The organism is Microbacterium awajiense (assembly GCF_039536545.1).
GTDB classification, from domain to species: Bacteria; Actinomycetota; Actinomycetes; order Actinomycetales; family Microbacteriaceae; genus Microbacterium; species Microbacterium awajiense.
In genome coordinates, this window is sequence record NZ_BAAAYU010000005.1 from 1 (window position 1) to 16,227 (window position 16,227).

Genomic DNA, 16,227 nt, shown 5'->3' on the forward strand with positions numbered 1-16,227 from the left:
GCAGCACCAGAGCGATACCTCCGGCACCTCCTCGACTGACGTCGCCATCGACGCCCGCAAAAGGACCCACCATCGTGCAGCCGAACCTCAACGTCGGAGCGGGTCCTTCGACCTTCCTGCCCTAGCATTCAGAAATGGTTCACGCGCGGTTGCGGTTCGCCCTCGAACAATTAGGCAGTGGAGACTGGCAACTCTTTGAGCGCTTTTGCTCGGAGTTCCTTATCCCGGACTTCCCAGCGCTGAGGACCACAGCGACGCCCTCGGGGGATAAGGGCCGCGACGGCGAGCTCTTCGCGCTCTCCGGGGTAGCCCGCACCGGCTTCCAATACTCGGTCACGGCATCATGGAAGTCGAAGATCCGAGACACGGTAAAAACGGCCGAGTCCAACGGACTCGGTTACTCGCGACTCATCTACTGCACGAGCCAGGCGATCGGCGCCCAGGCGGACGATCTCGTGGCCGAGCTGTGGGACGACCATGGCATTGTCCTCGATATCCGGGACCGCGAGTGGTTCTGTGAACGCGAGACTTCTGCGCCCGAACGCGCAGTGGCCGCGGAGGAGCTCTGCGCTCAGATCGTCGACCCCATCGTTTCATCGCGCGGAATCGCGACGGCGACCGGGGCCGCCTTGTCCTCGGAGGATGCACGCGTCGCAATGGTGCAGCTCGCCCTGAACGAATCGGACCGCTTCGGCGACAAGAACCTTACGAAGACATCGTTTGACGCGTTGGTCCAGTCTGTGCTGGTAGGTACCAGCCAGGACGACACGCTCGACGAAGCGAAGATCGTCGCTCGCATGTGCGAACTGGTGCCGCACGGAGCATCGAACCAGGTTGCTGAACTCACGCGCTCTTCACTGACCCGGCTGTCTCGGAAACACGGTCCGGTGAAGCACAGAACCTCGGAGGGAAAGTACCACCTCGCGTTCGAAGCGTCAGAGCGCTGGAAGGACGCCGCCGCATCGTACTTGCTCGATCAGGAGGCGTTGGAGGCGGATCTTGCCGCGGCGGCCTATGGGTTCGACGCGGCGCTCGACGGCGACTTTGATCAGCTGAAGGCGGAGGCGCGAAAGCTACGTGTCGCACTCGAGCGCATCATGCTTGTGAGCGGTGAGCGATTCGCTGCCGCCGTGGATGGGGCGCAAGCCAGTTTCTTGTCCGCCGACGAGATATCCGAACAGTTCTCAGGCATGGACATCGACTTTCGGTTGCACCCGAAGCAGGCCGCAGCAGCGGTGCTAGAGGTGATCGCCTCACCCTCCGAGCAAACGCACCGCCACCTCGTGCGCGTTCTCGACGCGTACACGTTAATGGCCTTTCTCCACCAGACACCTGACGTACAGAAAGCGCTCGCCCGTGTCTTCGACAACGCGAAAGTGTGGCTCGACACCTCCGCGTTGCTGCCTCTCGTCGCGGAGAGGCTCATCGATGATCCCACGGAGCGATCCCAGACCAACCTCCTCGCCGCAGCGGTGGCCTCGGGTGTTTCTCTGTTCGTCACCGATGGCGTGATCGAAGAGCTGAGGTTCCACGTCGAGCGATGCATCGCGTACATCAACCGCAACGGGCGCTGGAACGGCGGACTGCCCTTCCTTTACAGCGCGTACATGCTGTCGGGGCGGGACGAGAGCGAGTTCTCGAACTGGGCGACTGATATTCGTGGTCCGGTACATCCTGAGCACGACATCGAGGAGTTTCTGGAAGAAGAGTTCGGCATCCGCCGCTATGACTTGCGAGATGTCGCTGACAAAGCTGACGTCGCACTGAGAGGAGCTACAGACGAGCTCTTTCGACGCAAGCACACTCGATACGACCGCGGGCAATCCAGCAACGTAGTCGACCGCCTCGCCGCACATGACGTCGAGAACGCGGTGGGAGTCATTGAGCTGCGACGTGGGACCCGGCCGGCGCTCGGACATGAGATCTGGTGGCTCACGCTCGACAAGACGGCGTTCAAGTTGAGCACATGGCTCAAGGACGCACTGGGAAGAGATGCGCCGGACACTCCCGCCCTCAGCCCCGACTATTTGTCTCAGTTGCTGCGGCTGGGGCCACTACGCAGGAACGTGGGCGCTGAAGCTGAACACTTGCCCCTTGTAGTGGACGTGACACGGCTTGAGTCCGTCCCGCTTGAGCTGATCGAAGTAGCGAGGAAGACCCGCGAATCTATGCAGGGCATGGATGAACGCAGAATTCGGCGCGAGGTTCGTGACGCGGTTTTTAAGGCCAAGACGGCCATGAAGGCGCGCCATGATTATGCCGAAGATGCGCACTCCAAGGTCCTGGATGGGATCACGGGGAGCGGCAAGCATCGCTAGCCGAATCGATGAGCTTGCTTTCTCGCAAGCCCAGCCCCGAGGCGCGCCGCTTGTCGGCCGTGACGACAGCCCATCTATCGAAATGCGCTCTGTCATGATCTGGCCGCGGTGAGGCGATTCGTGTCCTACGCCCGTACGTACACCTACTCGCGGCGTCAGCGTCACCTCGCTGGTTTCGATGTCCGACCCTCCCATTACCGTGAGAGATCATCGACATCTGGGGGTCGCCGTTATGGGTCAGGTACCAATTGCAGTTTCGCGGCTCGGCGAGGGCGACTCGCGCGAAGCACAGAACGCTCGCGCAGTGAAGTGGCTTCTGGCCCAGAGCGGAGGAACGGTAGTCGTTGTGACACCGCGGCGCGACGTCGAGAGCGCAAGCATCAAGCGCCTGATTGCGCAGCCGGGAGCGCACCATCACGCATGGCGCGGATTTCACGGTGGGCAGTTCGACGGGCAACGAGTGCTCTACGCCTGGCCTGACCGCCAGCGTCTCAACGATCTTTGGAATGCCGACGCCGACGCAATCGTCATCATCGAGTGGGGAGTCGACGAGACGGCCGAGTGGATTGAGGACGTGAATCCGATTCAGTTGCTACCGGGCGCGACGATAGACCCGGCGCCACGCAAGACGGCGACGCCGGAACCGCTGGCGAATGGTGTCGACGGGATCCTCGAGTACGTCGCCGGGATGGCTGCCGGCTACTCCTCGGGCCTGAAGTGGAACGAAGAAGACATGCTCAAGGCAGACATGATGAACCGCCCCGATCGCTGGGCGTCCATCACCGTCGACCAACTGCGAGCGAAGTGCCGGGCCCTGGGCATGCGCGGAGCTGACGTCGACACGATCGCAGGCTTCCTGCAGCGCCGAAAGGAAGGCCGACGGTTCAACGTCCGCTCGTCCTATCGCACGTTCCAGTTCAAGTGAACGAGCGCGCGACCGTCATTGTCGCGCGGCGGAGCAACCGAACGGCCGGGCGATTGCACGGATGCCCCGCCTATCGGGCAATGCCCGGATGGGGATCACCACCGGTCGCTGCTCCCGCTACAGCCCCTGCCAGTCCGGCTTGTTGGCGAAGGTGTACCGGTAGTAGTCGGCGAAGCGCAGCTGCGCGGCGGCGGCCTCGTCGACGACGACCGTGACGTGCGGATGCAGCTGGATGGCCGAACCGGGCAGCGACGCGGTGACCGGCCCCTCGACGGCTCCGGCGACCGCAGCCGCCTTGCCGGATCCGAACGCGAGCAGCACGAGGTGGCGCGCGCGCAGGATGGTGCCGAGCCCCTGCGTGATGCAGTGGCGGGGCACGTCGTCGACCGAATCGAAGAACCGCGCGTTGTCTTCGCGCGTCTGCTCGGTGAGCGTCTTCACGCGGGTGAGCGAGCCGAAGGACGACCCGGGCTCGTTGAAGCCGATGTGCCCGTCAGTGCCCACGCCGAGGATCTGCAGGTCGACGCCGCCGGCGGCCTCGATCGCCCGCTCGTAGTCGTCTCCCGCGTGCTCGATGCCGTCGAGTGAGCCGTCGGGCACGCGCACGAGCGCCGGATCGAGGCCGAGCGGCTCGACGACCTCGCGGTGGATCACCGAGCGATAGCTCTCGGGATGGTCGGCCGCGATGCCGACGTACTCGTCGAGGGCGAAGCCGCGCACGCGCGACACGTCGATGCCGGCCAGCCGCGGGCGCAGCGCCTCGTACACCGGCAGCGGGGTCGACCCGGTCGCAAGGCCGAGCACGGCGTCGGGACGCGCGCGCACGAGTCGGACGATCTCGTCGGCGACGAGGCCGCCCGCCGTCGCGGCATCCGGCACGATGACGATCTCAGCCACGGGCGAGCACCTCCTGGGGGTCGCGGGCCACGCCGACCAGCGCCGCACCGACGGCCGCGGCGGGCGATCCCGCCGGCAGCAGCTGCACGCGCTCGTCCAGGCGCAGCGAGCGCATGAACGCGGATGCCTCGGCGCTGGCGGCCAGCTCTGCCGCCACGTCGCCGGTGAGGCGGTCGCCGAGATTCGTGAGTCCGCCGCCGAGCACCACCCGGTCGACGTCGGCGGTCAGAACGAGCACGCGCACCGCCGCGGCGACGCCGTGCGCCACGCCCGCGCGCAGCTCCATCGCGAGCGGATCGCCGATGTCGGCGGCGTCGTACACGTCGGCCACCGGGTGCAGCCCGGGGCGTCCCCAGCGCTGCGCGACGGCGCCGCCGCCGGCGAACGCCTCGATGCAGCCGTGCTGGCCGCACCGGCAGAGGGGGCCCGCCGGATCGACGCCCAGGTGACCGATCTCGCCGGCGGTTCCGCGGTCACCACGCCAGACGGCGCCCGCGACGACGATGCCGGCTGCGATGCCCGTTCCGAGGTTCAGGTAGGCCATCGAGCCGGTCGCCGCCGCGTGCAGCGCGTAGGCGCCGAGCGCGGCCGCCTTCACATCGTTCTCGACGCGCACCGGCACACCGAGCAGCGGCGTGACCGCCGCCGCGAGATCGACCTCGTCGACGCCCAGGTTCACGGCGTGCACGACCCGCCCCGTGGCATCCACCTGACCGGGGATGCCGATGCCGACCGATGCGACGTCCTCCTGGGCGATGCCGGCCTCGCCGCGCACGGCGTCGACCGCGTCGACGACGGTCTGCACGACGGCATCCGCGCCCCACCCCGTCGATCGCCTCACACGGGCGATGACGTCTCCTGCGGCGTCCACCGCGACCGCGTCGGTCTTGGTGCCTCCGACGTCCAGCCCGATCCTCATCGGCCGTCCTCCCCGCGGGAGGCGGCGGCGTTCTGCGCGCGCATCAGCCCTTGACCGCCCCGGCCACGAGGCCTCCGGTCATGCGGCCCTGGACGATGAGGAAGAAGATGATCACCGGCAGGGCGATCAGGGTCGAGCCGGCCATGACCGCTCCCCAGTTCACGGCGCCGCCGACCGACGACGACTGGAAGGCGTTCAGCCACGGCATGAGGGTGAGGTTGTACCCGTTCATGAGCAGAAGCGCCATGGTGAACTCGTTCCACGCCTGGATGAAGGCGAAGATGCCCGTGGCGACCAGGCCGGGTGCCAGCAGCGGGAAGGTGACGCGCCAGAACGCCTGCGACTTGGTGCAGCCGTCGATCATCGCCGCTTCCTCGAGATCGGCGGGAACGCCCGCGACGAACCCACGCAGGGTCCAGATCGTGAACGGGATGACCGTGGCGGTGTAGACGATCCCGAGGCCCAGCAGGGTGTTGATGAGGCGCCAGTCGTCCAGCATCCCGTAGATCGTGAACATCATCGCCTCGCCCGGGATCATCTGCACGACGAGCACCGCCACGATGAAGGCACGGCGGCCCTTGAAGCGGAATCGCGCGACGGCGACAGAGGCGAGGAAGGCGAACAGCAGCGTCGCCACGAGCACTCCGGCCGTGACTGTCACCGTCGTCCCGAGGGCGTGGGGGAAGTCCGTCTGGCCGGGGGCCGCTTCGCGCGTCCACGCGGTGATGTAGTTCGAGAACGTCAGGTCCAGCGGCAGAAAGCTCGGCGTGCGGCTGACGATGTCGCTGTTGGGGGTGAACGACATGTTCACCATCCAGTACACCGGGAAGACGCTCATCGCGAAGACGATCGCCGCGGCGATGTTCAGCAGCGTGCGGACGGCCACCTTTCGCGGCGACGGCCGGCGGGCGCTGATGCTGCCCTTGCGCGGCGTGTTGGGGCGACCGCCCTCGCCGAGGACCTCCTCGACGCCGAGCGTGCCGAGTTCGGTGGCTGCGTTGACCTGGGTGCTCACAGCTCCTCCTCCTTGAGTGTGGTGCGGACGTATCCCCACGAGAGGATCAGCAGCAGGACGACCATGGTGACTCCGATGGCCGCGGTGGCGCCGAACTCTCCGACGCCCTGGCGGAACAGATACGTGCCGAGCACGTTCGTCTCGGATGCCAGGCCACCGCGGCTCTGCAGCGCATAGACCTGGGTGAAGATGCGCAGATTCCAGATGATCTGCAGCACCAGGACGACGGTCAGCACACTGCGCAGGTAGGGCATGACCACGAGCCGGAAGCGCTGGATGCCCGTGGCGCCGTCGAGCGACGCCGCCTCGAGCACCTCACCGGGCACCTGGCCGAGCGCCGCGTAGGTGGTGAAGGCGACGAAGGGCACCGACTGCCACACGATGATGATGGTGAGCACGAAGTAGAACGACCACGGGTTCAAAAGCCACGAGTGGTTGGTCCAGTCGCTGGTGCCGGTGATCGTGTTGAGCGCCCAGTTGACGACCCCGTACTCGGTGTCGAAGATCCAGCCCCACACGACGGTGGCCGTCAGCGGCGGCATGGCCCAGGCCAGCAAGAGCCCCACCGACACGACGATCCGCCACGCGCGGCCGAGCCGCGTCATGAGCACCGCCACCAGCATGCCGAACGACATGTTCAGCACCGTGAGCACGACCATCAGGCCGAGGCTGCGCATCAGCACCGCCGGGAAGTCCGACTGGGTGAACAGGTCGATGTAGTTCTCGAAGCCGATGAACTCGGGCCAGGTGCCCTGAACCTTGTTCTTCACCGTGTAGTCGGTGAAGGACTGGATCACCATCAGCACGGCCGGATAGCCGACCATGACGCCGAGGATGATCAGCGACGGGGCCAGCAGGCCCGCTGCGCCGCGGGCCTCGCGCCGCGCGCGGCGCTGCTCGCGGGTCGGGCCGGTCGGGACGGCGGTCTCGACGGGGGTCGCGGTGACGGTCATGTCAACTCCTCTCGGAGGAAGGCGGGCGCGCGCACGCGCACCGCGGGGTGGGAGTTCGGTGACGACGGACCGGTCGCCGGGTCAGGCGCAGGTGATCTCTGTCCTGAGTCTGGCCGAGGGATCGGTCCCGGGCGAGGGGTTCCGGGGCGAGCCGGAACCCCTCGCGGGGGGGGTGTCAGCTGTTGAGGATCGCTTCGATCTGCTCGTCCAGCTGGGTGGCGATCTGCTCGACGTCGCCGCCCTCGGCGATCTTCACGAGCGCGTCGGGGATGATCTGAGCCGCCTCGACCTCTGCCCAGTTCGGGCTGGTCGGGGTGAACTTCGAGTTCGCCAGCGCCTCGGCCTGGGCCTTGGCGACCGGGGTGTCGGGCAGGTACTGCGCGGCCGACACGATGCCGGGGGTCAGACCCTGCTCGGCGAGCAGCTTCTGGTAGCCCTCCGACAGCATGATCGTCAGCGCGGCCTTGGCCTTCTCGGGGGCCTCGCTCTTGGTGGCGACGGCCACGTTCGAGCCGCCCGCGAAGATCGGAGCCGTCTCACCGGCGCTCAGGCCCGGCAGCGCGAACGCACCGAGGTCCTTGGCGTAGGTGTCGGGGCAGCCTTCGGACACCTCTTCGCCCGCGTCCGCGTCGCCCCACGGCCATGCGCCCGTCAGGTTGCCCGCGGCCCACGCAGGGCTCGAGATGAAGCCGGCCTCGCCGGCGCAGAACGCGATGTTGGCCTGCAGTTCGTTGCCGTCGGCGGGAGCGATCGTGGCGTTCTCGTAGACGTCCTGCAGCTGCTCGAGGCCCGCGAGGCTCTCGGGGCTGGAGAACTGCGCGTCCCACGTGTCGCCGTCCTGAACGGCGATCTCGCCGCCGTGCGCCCAGACGTAGGGAAGCGCGTTGTACCAGTCCTTGCCCGGGGCGTAGATGCCCGAGACGGTGTCGGTGGTCATCGCGATGCCCTCGGCGACGTAGTCGTCGAGCGTGGCGGGCAGCTCGTCGACCATCATCGGGCTGTAGAACACGACACGGCCGCCGGCGTAGTACGGCGCGGCGTACAGCGATCCGTCGTACGTGCCGGCCTCGACGAGCCCGCCGAGCAGGTCGTCGCCACCGAGCTCGCCCTCGATGTCGCTGATGTCGAGGAACAGTCCGGCGTCGGCGAAGCCGAGCGCCTGGGTGTTGCCGACCTCGACGACGTCGGGCGAGTCGTTCGACGAGAGCGCCGCGGTGTACGTGTCGGACACGTCCGCCCAGGTCTTCTCCTCGATCGTGAGGGTCCAGCCCTCGTTCTCGTCCTCGAACGTTTCCTTCAGGTAGTCGCGCGCGGTCTGCGGGGTGTCGGCGCCGACCAGCCACACCGTCAGGTCGCCGGTCTCCGGCTCGACGGGGGCCGCGCTGCCGCCACCGGCGCATCCTGCAAGCGCCACTGCGGACGCACCGAGCAGAGCGACTGCTCCGAGCTTCTTGTTCATGGTGCCTTCCTTGTTGTTTCTCTTGGTGTTCCGATGGGCCGGGTGACCCATCCAGGGGGGGTTTGGCGGGTGCGCTACGACACCCCGAGTTGTCCGGACAGGACCATGACGGCCGCGCCGCGCAGGACGATGTCCTGGCCTTGCTCCGTCATCCGCACGCGCACGCCGTCGTGGAACTGTGCGAGCGTGCGTGTGCGCAGGGTCTCGACGGTCTGCTCCGCGAGCGGGCCGTCGAGAAGTTCGGTAGGGCCGGAGAGCACGATCTCCGACAGGTCGAGCACGCCCACGACCGGAGCGAGGGCGATGCCGAGGCGCTCCCCCGCATCGCGCAGGATGCTGTCGCGGTCGGCGGCGGGTGCGTGCGCGAGGCGTTCGGTCAGCGCCGGCACGGCGAGCCACGCCTCGAGGCATCCGATCTTGCCGCACGCGCAGAGCGGGCCGCCGTCGGTGCCGACGCTGACGTGGCCGATCTCACCTGCGGCGAAGCGCCCGCCGCGCAGCGGCTGGCCTGCGGCGAGCAGGCCGGAGCCGACACCGCGGCCGACCTTGACCAGCAGCACGTCGTCTCCCGAACCGCCGAAGGTGTACTCGGCGAGGACGGCGGCGTTCGCGTCGTTCGCGACGAGGACCGGCAGGTCGAGCGCGGCCTGCAGGGCCGTCTCGAGGTCGAAGCCCGCCCAGCCGAAATTGGGGGCGGTGAGGATCACACCGTGGTCGTCGACGACGCCGGGGGTGCCCACGCCGATGCCGAGGACGGGCGCGTGGGCATCGGCGACGAGGGCACGGGCGAGTTCGACGACGGTTGCGACCACCTGGTCGGCCTCGGGCAGCGCGACCTCGCGCCGGGCCACGATGTCGCCGTCGAGGGTGAGCACCGCGCCGATGAAGGCGTCACTTCCCGACAGGTCGATGCCGACGATGCGGTGGCCGTCGCGGTCGAGGTCCACGAGGATCGCGGGCTTGCCCGGTCGTGCCGACTCGCGCAGTCCCTTCTCGATGACGAAGCCGTCGGCGATGAGGTCGGCGACGAGGTCCGAGATCGTGACGCGCGTCAGACCCGTCTCGCGCGAGAGGTCGGCACGGCTCATCGCGCCCCGGTGGAACAGGGTCTGCAGCACGAGCGAGCGGTTGTGCGCACGGGCATGCTCGGGAAGCACCTTGACGCCGGGGCGACGGCTGCGGCCGTTCGCGCCGGGACGACCGTCGGGGGTGTGCGGCGGCTCGAGAGTGGAAGAGCCCCGCTGCGCTTCCTGTGCAGGCATGTTTGTTAGTAGACCTTACGAACAAACATCACGCAAGTCGTCGGAGGTAATTTGAACGGGGTGTTTACAAAACCGTTACATTCACCAACGGTTCACGTCGGCACCGCACCCGCGCGCATATGCGCACGCGAGCACACCCGTCCTTTACCATGGAACGACGAGGACCGATTGCCAGGGGGTGTGGCGGCGTGACCGATCTTGCGACCAAGCCGAGTGTCGACGACGACGTCGTCGACGACGCCGCCTCGGCGACTCCCCCCACGCAGAGCACGGGAGCTTCCCCCTCCGACACCGGGCCCGGTGAGCCCGCCTACCAGTGGGCACCGGCGGAACCTGCGCGGCGCAAGCGGCGCACCGGCCTGTGGATCGGGCTCGGCGCCGGCGCCGCCGCGACCGCGCTGGTCGCATCCTCGCTCGTCCTCATCGCCCCCGGCACCAGCGTCGCCGGCGTGGGCGTCGGCTTGCTCACGCAGGGCGCGGCCGTCGAGGCCATCGAGTCCCGGCTGGCCGACACGACGATCATCCTCGTCGGTGCAGGCGGAGACGCCGAGGTCACCGGAGCCGATCTCGGAGCATCCGTCGACTCCGCGGCGCTGGCCGACGAGGCGTTCGCGACGCATCCGATGTGGAACGTGACCCAGTGGTTCCCGCCGTCGGTCGCCGTCGACGTCGCCGTCGATTCCGAGACCGCGGCGGCCGCACTGCGCGACGCCGCACCGGCGATGTACGTCGACCCGGTCGATGCGACCATCGCCTTCGACGACGCCACCGAGTCGTACGTCGTCACCGACGGCGTCGACGGCCAGGGCATCGACGTCGAGGCCGTACGCACGGCACTGCAGTCCGCGTTCATCGCGGGCGAGAGCACCGTGACACTCGACCCGGTCACCGCCGCAGTCGCGCCGGAGACCCAGACCTACGTCGCCGACGCGACCGCCGAGCGGCTCAACCGCGCCCTCGACACGGTCGGCTTCTACGTCGGGTCGGAGCGGGTCGTTCCCGTCGACCGCGCGGTCGCGGCATCCTGGATCACGCTCGGAGACGGACCCCGCGGCACCTTCTCGATCGACGTCGACAGCGCGGCGATCCAGTCGGTCGTCGACGGCCTGCCCGACGCCGTCAACCGCGACGCGGTCAACGCCTCGGTGATCACCGACAGCGACGGCGGGGTGCTGCAGACCCTCACCGCCGGAATCGAGGGCCGCGAGCTCGGTGACACCAGCGGCATCGCCGACGCGTTCGCCGCACAGCTCGCGTCGGCCGACGCCGTCTACGAGCTGCCGGTGACCAGCACCGAGTTCACGACGAGCGCGACCGCCCGACGCCTCGAGGTCGATCTCGGTGAGCAGCGCGTGTACTTCTTCGAGAACGGCAAGCTCGTCAGCTCCTCCCTCGTCGCATCGGGGCTTCCCGACACCCCCACCGCGACGGGGTCCTTCCGCATCTTCGCCAAGGTGCCGATGCAGGACATGGGATGCTTCCCCGGTGCGCCGTACTGCGCGAAGGACATCCCGTGGGTCTCGTACTTCCACGGTGACATCGCCTTCCACGGCGCGGACTACCTCGACAGCTTCGGGGCCCCGCGCAGCCACGGCTGCGTGAACCTTCCCGTCAGCGTCGCCAAGCAGATCTACGACTGGGCGCCGATCGGCACCGAGGTGTGGGTCCACAACTGACGCCCCCGGTTCGCCGGTAGCCTGTGGGCGTGCCGCGCTTCGACCTGAGCCTCTCCGACCTGCAGTCCTACCGCCCCGACGTCGCCGAGCCCGACGACTTCGATGCGTTCTGGGCCGCGACGATCGCCGAGGCGAGGGCCGTCGGCGGGGGCATGACCGTCGAAGCGGTCGACACCCCGCTGCGGACCGTCGACGTGTTCGACGTCACCTTCCCCGGGTTCGCCGGCGATCCGGTGCGGGGGTGGCTGTCCGTCCCCCACGCAGCGGATGCCCCACGACCGGCCGTCGTCGAATACGTCGGCTATGGCGGCGGCCGCGGCCTGCCCCACGAACGACTGTCGTGGGTGTCGGCCGGCTACGTGCATCTGCTGATGGACACGCGCGGACAGGGGTCGCGCTGGGGTGCCGGCGGTCAAACGCCCGATCCGCACGGCGCGGGACCCGCCTCACCCGGCTTCATGACGCGCGGCATCGACGATCCCGCGGACTACTACTATCGCCGCGTCTTCACCGACGCGGTGCGCGCGGTCGACGCCGTGCGCGCACTCCCCCAGGTCGACGCCGCGCGCGTCGCCGTCGCGGGAGGCAGCCAGGGCGGCGGGATCGCACTCGCGGCCGGCGCCTTGTGCGACGACCTCGTCGCGGTGATGCCCGATGTGCCGTTCCTGTGCCACTTCGAACGCGCCGTCGGGTTGACCGATCGCGATCCGTACCAGGAGCTCGTCACCTATCTGTCGGTCCACCGCGCCGCGCCCGAGCGCGTCTTCGAGACGCTGTCGTACTTCGACGGCGTCAACATGGCCAAGCGCGCCACGGCACCCGGCCTGTTCTCGGTCGCGCTCATGGACTTCACCTGTCCGCCCTCGACGGTGTACGCGGCGTACAACCACTACGCAGCCGAGCGCGACATCCGCGTGTACTCGTTCAACGACCACGAAGGCGGCGCGGCGCATCAGTGGCCCGAGCAGGCCGCCTTCCTCGGCGCCCGGGTCTGAGGCATCCGTCGTGGCGCGTCAGCGCTGCGCGCTGCCCACGAGCACCCGCAGCGCGTGGCCGGTGCCGAGTCCGGGCAGCAGTGCCGCCCCGTCGACGCCCGATCCTCGCGCGGTCGCGATCTCCGCATCCGGCCGGAGGTCGCGCATCCGCTCCTCGAACCGTGCACGGACGACGACCGAACCGAACACACCACCGATCGCGCCGACGTGCGGCGGATCCGCGTCGTCCGGCTCGGCGACGGCATCGAGCGCCGTGACCACCGAGTGCGCGAGTTCGTCGGCCGCCCGCCGGCAGATGCCCGCGGCGACCGGATCGTCTGCGGCGAGGTCGGCCACCGATCGCGCGAAGGCGGCGACCGCGTGCACCCGCCCCGGATCGGACTGCAGGTGGATGTACGCCCCGGTGGGGTCCGGCCAGCGGTCGCGTAGGCGGTCGAGCAACGGCGTGGCCGGGCCGCGACCGTCGTAGGCCCGCATCGCGGCATCCAGTCCCTCGCGGCCGATCCAATATCCGCTGCCCGCATCGCCCATGATGTGACCCCAGCCGTCGACGCGCGCGGTGCGCCGTGTGCCGACCCCCAGGGTCACGACACCCGTCCCGGAGGCCACCACGGCACCCCTGCGGTCGCCGAGGGTCCCCAGGAACGAGGTGACCGAATCGTGCGCGAGCACGACCCGCTCCACGCCCGCCGGCCCGACGAGATCGAGCAGCGCCGCGGCGTCGGCCGCGGCGTCGGTCAGTCCGGAAACGCCGGCGGCGACCACCGACACCGGCTGCCCGGACTCGAGCGCGATCTCGCCGACGACGGTCGCGAGCTGCGGGACGAGCGGGGCGTCGGTGCGCACGCCAGGGAGCACCGCCTCGTGCACGCCGCCGTCAGGGCGCGTGCGACGCACCTTGATGCCGGTCTGGCCGGCGTCGATCGCCAGCACGGCCGGGTCGTGCTCCATCAGCGAACTCGGCCCGGCGTCTCAGCCGAGGTCGTCGATGATGGCATTGAACGTCGGCGACGGGCGCATGACGGATGCCACCAGCTCGTCATCGGGACGGTAGTAGCCGCCGATCTCGACCGGCGACCCCTGAACGGCGTTGAGCTCGGCCACGATGGCCTCCTCGTTCGACGCCAGCGTCTCGGCGATCGGCGCGAACACGGCCGCGAGCTCGGCGTCGTCGGTCTGCGCCGCCAGCGCCTGCATCCAGTACAGGGCGAGGTAGAAGTGGCTGCCGCGGTTGTCGATCGTGCCGAGGGCGCGCCCCGGGGACTTGTCGTTCTCGAGGAACATGCCCGTCGCGGCATCCAGCGTGTCGGCGAGGATCTTCGCCCGCGCGTTGCCGGTCACCTCGCCCAGGTGCTCGAGAGACGCCGCAAGGGCGAAGAACTCGCCGAGCGAGTCCCAGCGCAGGTAGTTCTCCTCGAGCAGCTGCTGGACATGCTTGGGGGCCGAGCCGCCGGCACCCGTCTCGAACAGGCCTCCACCGGCGAGCAGCGGCACGATCGAGAGCATCTTCGCCGACGTGCCGACCTCGAGGATCGGGAACAGGTCGGTGAGGTAGTCGCGCAGCACGTTCCCGGTGACCGAGATGGTGTCCTTGCCGTGACGCATACGGGCGAGGGTGTAGCGAGTCGCCTCTTCGGGCGCCAGGATCGTGATCTGCACGTCGCTCGTGTCGAGCGTCGCGAGGGCCTGGTGCACCTTGGCGATGAGCTGCGCGTCGTGCGAGCGGTTGAGGTCGAGCCAGAACACCGCGGGGGCGCCGGTCGCGCGCGCACGCCCCACGGCGAGACGCACCCAGTCGATCACCGGGATGTGCTTGGTCTGAGTCGCACGCCAGATGTCGCCGGCGCCGACGTGGTGCTCGATGAGCACCTCGCCCGACGAGTCGAGGATCTGCACCACGCCGGGGGCCTCGATCTCGAAGGTCTTGTCGTGGCTGCCGTACTCCTCGGCGGCCTGCGCCATGAGCCCGACGTTCGGCACGGTGCCGATCGTGGCCGGGTCGAGCGGGCCGTTGGCGATGACGTCGTCGATCACGGCCTGGTACACGCCGGCGTACGACGAGTCGGGGATGACGGCGAGCGTCTCGTCCTCGCCGCCGTCGACTCCCCACAGCTTTCCGCCGTTGCGGATGAGGGCCGGCATCGAGGCATCCACGATGACGTCCGACGGGACATGCAGGTTGGTGATGCCCTTGTCGGAGTTGACGTACGACAGGCGGGGACCGCGCTCGAGGTCGGCGGTGATCGCCTGCGCGATCACGTCGCCGCCCTCGACCGAGCCGAGACCCGCCAGGATCGAGCCGAGGCCGTTGTTCGGGGTGAGTCCGGCCGCTTCCAGAGCGGTGCCGTAGCGCTCGAAGACATCGGCGAAGTAGGTCTTGACGACGTGGCCGAAGATGATCGGGTCACTGACCTTCATCATCGTCGCCTTGAGGTGCACCGAATACAGCACGTCGTCGCTCTTCGCGGTCTCGAGCGTCTCGGCGAGGAACGCGTCGAGGGCGGATGCCGACAGGAAGGTGGCGTCGACGATCTCACGCGGCAGCACCTTGAGGTCCTTCTTGAGGATCGTCTCGGTGCCGTCCTCAGCGAGGTGGCGGATGGTCAGCACATCGTCGTGAGCGGCGATCCACGACTTCTCGTTGGAGCGGAAGTCGTCGTGCCCCATCGTGGCGACGCGCGTCTTCGAGCCGGCAGCGAACGGCTTGTTGCGGTGCGGGTGCGACCGCGCGTAGTTCTTCACGGACTGCGGCGCGCGACGGTCGCTGTTGCCCTCGCGCAGGACGGGGTTCACCGCCGATCCCTTGATGCGGTCGTAGCGCGCGCGCACGTCCTTCTCTTCGATCGAGGCCGGCTCGTCCGGATAGTCGGGGATGTCGTACCCCTGCGCCTGCAGTTCGGCGATGGCCGCCTTCAGCTGCGGGATCGACGCCGAGATGTTCGGCAGCTTGATGATGTTCGCCTCGGGCGTGGTCGCGAGGCCTCCGAGTTCGGCGAGCGCGTCGCCGACCTGCGCCTCGGGCGGGAGCTTCTGCGGGAACGCCGCCAGGATGCGGCCCGACAGCGAGATGTCGCGGGTCTCCACCTCCACTCCGGCCCGGCCGACGACGGCCTGGATGATGGGCAGGAACGAGGCGGTCGCCAGAGCGGGAGCCTCGTCGGTGTAGGTGTAGATGATGGTCGAGTCGGTCACCGTTCCTCTTTCCTCGCGTCGACGTCACAGCCTAGCGCACCGGAGCGAAAGTATCTCGACATCAAGATATCTCCGGATGACCTCGTGGACACGCGGCGCGCATTTGCGGCTAGCCTGTGCGTATGGCTGAGCTGCGACTGGTCGAACTCTCCGCCTCCACGATCGTGGCGGTGAACAACATGTCGCTCAAGCCCGGCCAGGAGCAGTTCCTGGCGCCGGTGAGCTACGGTGTCGCCGCGACGGTCGTGAACCCGCAGACGACATGGCAGCGGGTGGTGATGGACGGCGACGAGGTGGTCGGCTTCGTCAGCGCGAACTTCGATCCCGACGAGCCCGAGGAGCACTTCCGCTCGGTGCTGTGGCGCATCAACGTCGACGCCGACGACCAGGGCCGCGGTGTCGGCCGCTTTGCCGTGCAGAAGCTCGTCGAAGAGGCGCGCGAGCGCGGCATGGAACACGTCTACGTCATCTACGAGGCGGGTGAGGGCGGCCCCGAGGCGTTCTTCAGCCGGGTGGGCTTCACCCCGGTCGACGAGACCGAGTACGGCGAGGTAGTCGCCGAGATCCGCCTGTAGTCCCGGCATCCCGCCCCCCGCCGTCGGCGCGCGAGAATCAC

Annotated in this window: 13 protein-coding genes; 5 read left to right on the forward strand and 8 right to left on the reverse strand. The window is 68.6% G+C overall.

What is annotated here, in order from left to right:
- Positions 1–134 precede the first annotated feature (134 nt).
- Positions 135–2,318 carry a hypothetical protein gene (locus ABD663_RS06890; RefSeq protein WP_344737232.1) on the forward strand — a complete coding sequence of 728 codons (2,184 nt, stop codon included), beginning with the start codon at positions 135–137 and terminating at the stop codon, positions 2,316–2,318.
- A 304-nt stretch (positions 2,319–2,622) separates the two neighbouring features.
- Entirely contained in the window at positions 2,623–3,243 is a 621-nt protein-coding gene (locus tag ABD663_RS06895; protein ID WP_344737233.1) for a hypothetical protein, read from the forward strand.
- A 117-nt stretch (positions 3,244–3,360) separates the two neighbouring features.
- Here the strand turns inward: ABD663_RS06895 and ABD663_RS06900 are convergent, their stop codons facing one another.
- The 6 genes from ABD663_RS06900 to ABD663_RS06925 form a co-directional block, all read right to left on the reverse strand.
- Positions 3,361–4,140: a glucosamine-6-phosphate deaminase gene (locus ABD663_RS06900; protein ID WP_344737234.1), complete on the reverse strand. Its 780-nt coding sequence runs from the start codon at positions 4,138–4,140 to the stop codon at positions 3,361–3,363.
- Positions 4,133–5,059 (reverse strand): ROK family protein, encoded by a 927-nt coding sequence (locus ABD663_RS06905; RefSeq protein WP_344737235.1) that lies wholly within the window; start codon positions 5,057–5,059, stop codon positions 4,133–4,135. Before ABD663_RS06905 ends, ABD663_RS06900 begins: the two co-directional genes overlap by 8 nt.
- A gap of 43 nt (positions 5,060–5,102) precedes the next feature.
- Positions 5,103–6,074, reverse strand: a complete 972-nt coding sequence (locus tag ABD663_RS06910) for a carbohydrate ABC transporter permease (protein WP_344737236.1) — start codon at positions 6,072–6,074, stop codon at positions 5,103–5,105.
- Positions 6,071–7,027, reverse strand: coding sequence for a carbohydrate ABC transporter permease (locus ABD663_RS06915; protein WP_344737237.1), 957 nt, complete (start codon positions 7,025–7,027; stop codon positions 6,071–6,073). Before ABD663_RS06915 ends, ABD663_RS06910 begins: the two co-directional genes overlap by 4 nt.
- Before the next feature lie 175 nt (positions 7,028–7,202).
- Positions 7,203–8,486: an extracellular solute-binding protein gene (locus tag ABD663_RS06920; protein ID WP_344737238.1), complete on the reverse strand. Its 1,284-nt coding sequence runs from the start codon at positions 8,484–8,486 to the stop codon at positions 7,203–7,205.
- Between the two features lie 74 nt (positions 8,487–8,560).
- Entirely contained in the window at positions 8,561–9,748 is a 1,188-nt protein-coding gene (locus ABD663_RS06925) for an ROK family transcriptional regulator (RefSeq protein ID WP_344737239.1), read from the reverse strand.
- 188 nt (positions 9,749–9,936) lie between these two features.
- Between ABD663_RS06925 and ABD663_RS06930 the strand changes: the two genes are divergently transcribed.
- Positions 9,937–11,424: a L,D-transpeptidase family protein gene (locus ABD663_RS06930; RefSeq protein WP_344737240.1), complete on the forward strand. Its 1,488-nt coding sequence runs from the start codon at positions 9,937–9,939 to the stop codon at positions 11,422–11,424.
- 29 nt (positions 11,425–11,453) lie between these two features.
- Complete coding sequence (locus ABD663_RS06935; RefSeq protein ID WP_344737241.1) at positions 11,454–12,419, forward strand: acetylxylan esterase; 966 nt, start codon at positions 11,454–11,456, stop codon at positions 12,417–12,419.
- A gap of 18 nt (positions 12,420–12,437) precedes the next feature.
- On the opposite strand, the gene ABD663_RS06940 is transcribed toward ABD663_RS06935, so the two are convergent.
- Positions 12,438–13,370, reverse strand: a complete 933-nt coding sequence (locus tag ABD663_RS06940; protein ID WP_344737242.1) for an N-acetylglucosamine kinase — start codon at positions 13,368–13,370, stop codon at positions 12,438–12,440.
- A 21-nt stretch (positions 13,371–13,391) separates the two neighbouring features.
- A complete protein-coding gene (locus ABD663_RS06945; RefSeq protein ID WP_344737243.1) occupies positions 13,392–15,611 on the reverse strand; it encodes an NADP-dependent isocitrate dehydrogenase in 2,220 nt (739 codons plus the stop codon).
- Between the two features lie 122 nt (positions 15,612–15,733).
- Between ABD663_RS06945 and ABD663_RS06950 the strand changes: the two genes are divergently transcribed.
- Complete coding sequence (locus ABD663_RS06950) at positions 15,734–16,186, forward strand: GNAT family N-acetyltransferase (RefSeq protein WP_344737244.1); 453 nt, start codon at positions 15,734–15,736, stop codon at positions 16,184–16,186.
- Positions 16,187–16,227: the final 41 nt, after the last annotated feature.

Bases quoted from the DNA above. Each gene is read 5' to 3' on its own strand.
- ABD663_RS06920 (WP_344737238.1), bottom strand. From the start codon at position 8,486: ATGAACAAGAAGCTCGGAGCAGTCGCTCTGCTCGGTGCGTCCGCAGTG.
- ABD663_RS06905 (WP_344737235.1), bottom strand. From the start codon at position 5,059: ATGAGGATCGGGCTGGACGTCGGAGGCACCAAGACCGACGCGGTCGCG.
- ABD663_RS06950 (WP_344737244.1), top strand. From the start codon at position 15,734: ATGGCTGAGCTGCGACTGGTCGAACTCTCCGCCTCCACGATCGTGGCG.
- ABD663_RS06940 (WP_344737242.1), bottom strand. From the start codon at position 13,370: ATGGAGCACGACCCGGCCGTGCTGGCGATCGACGCCGGCCAGACCGGC.
- ABD663_RS06890 (WP_344737232.1), top strand. From the start codon at position 135: ATGGTTCACGCGCGGTTGCGGTTCGCCCTCGAACAATTAGGCAGTGGA.
- ABD663_RS06915 (WP_344737237.1), bottom strand. From the start codon at position 7,027: ATGACCGTCACCGCGACCCCCGTCGAGACCGCCGTCCCGACCGGCCCG.
- ABD663_RS06925 (WP_344737239.1), bottom strand. From the start codon at position 9,748: ATGCCTGCACAGGAAGCGCAGCGGGGCTCTTCCACTCTCGAGCCGCCG.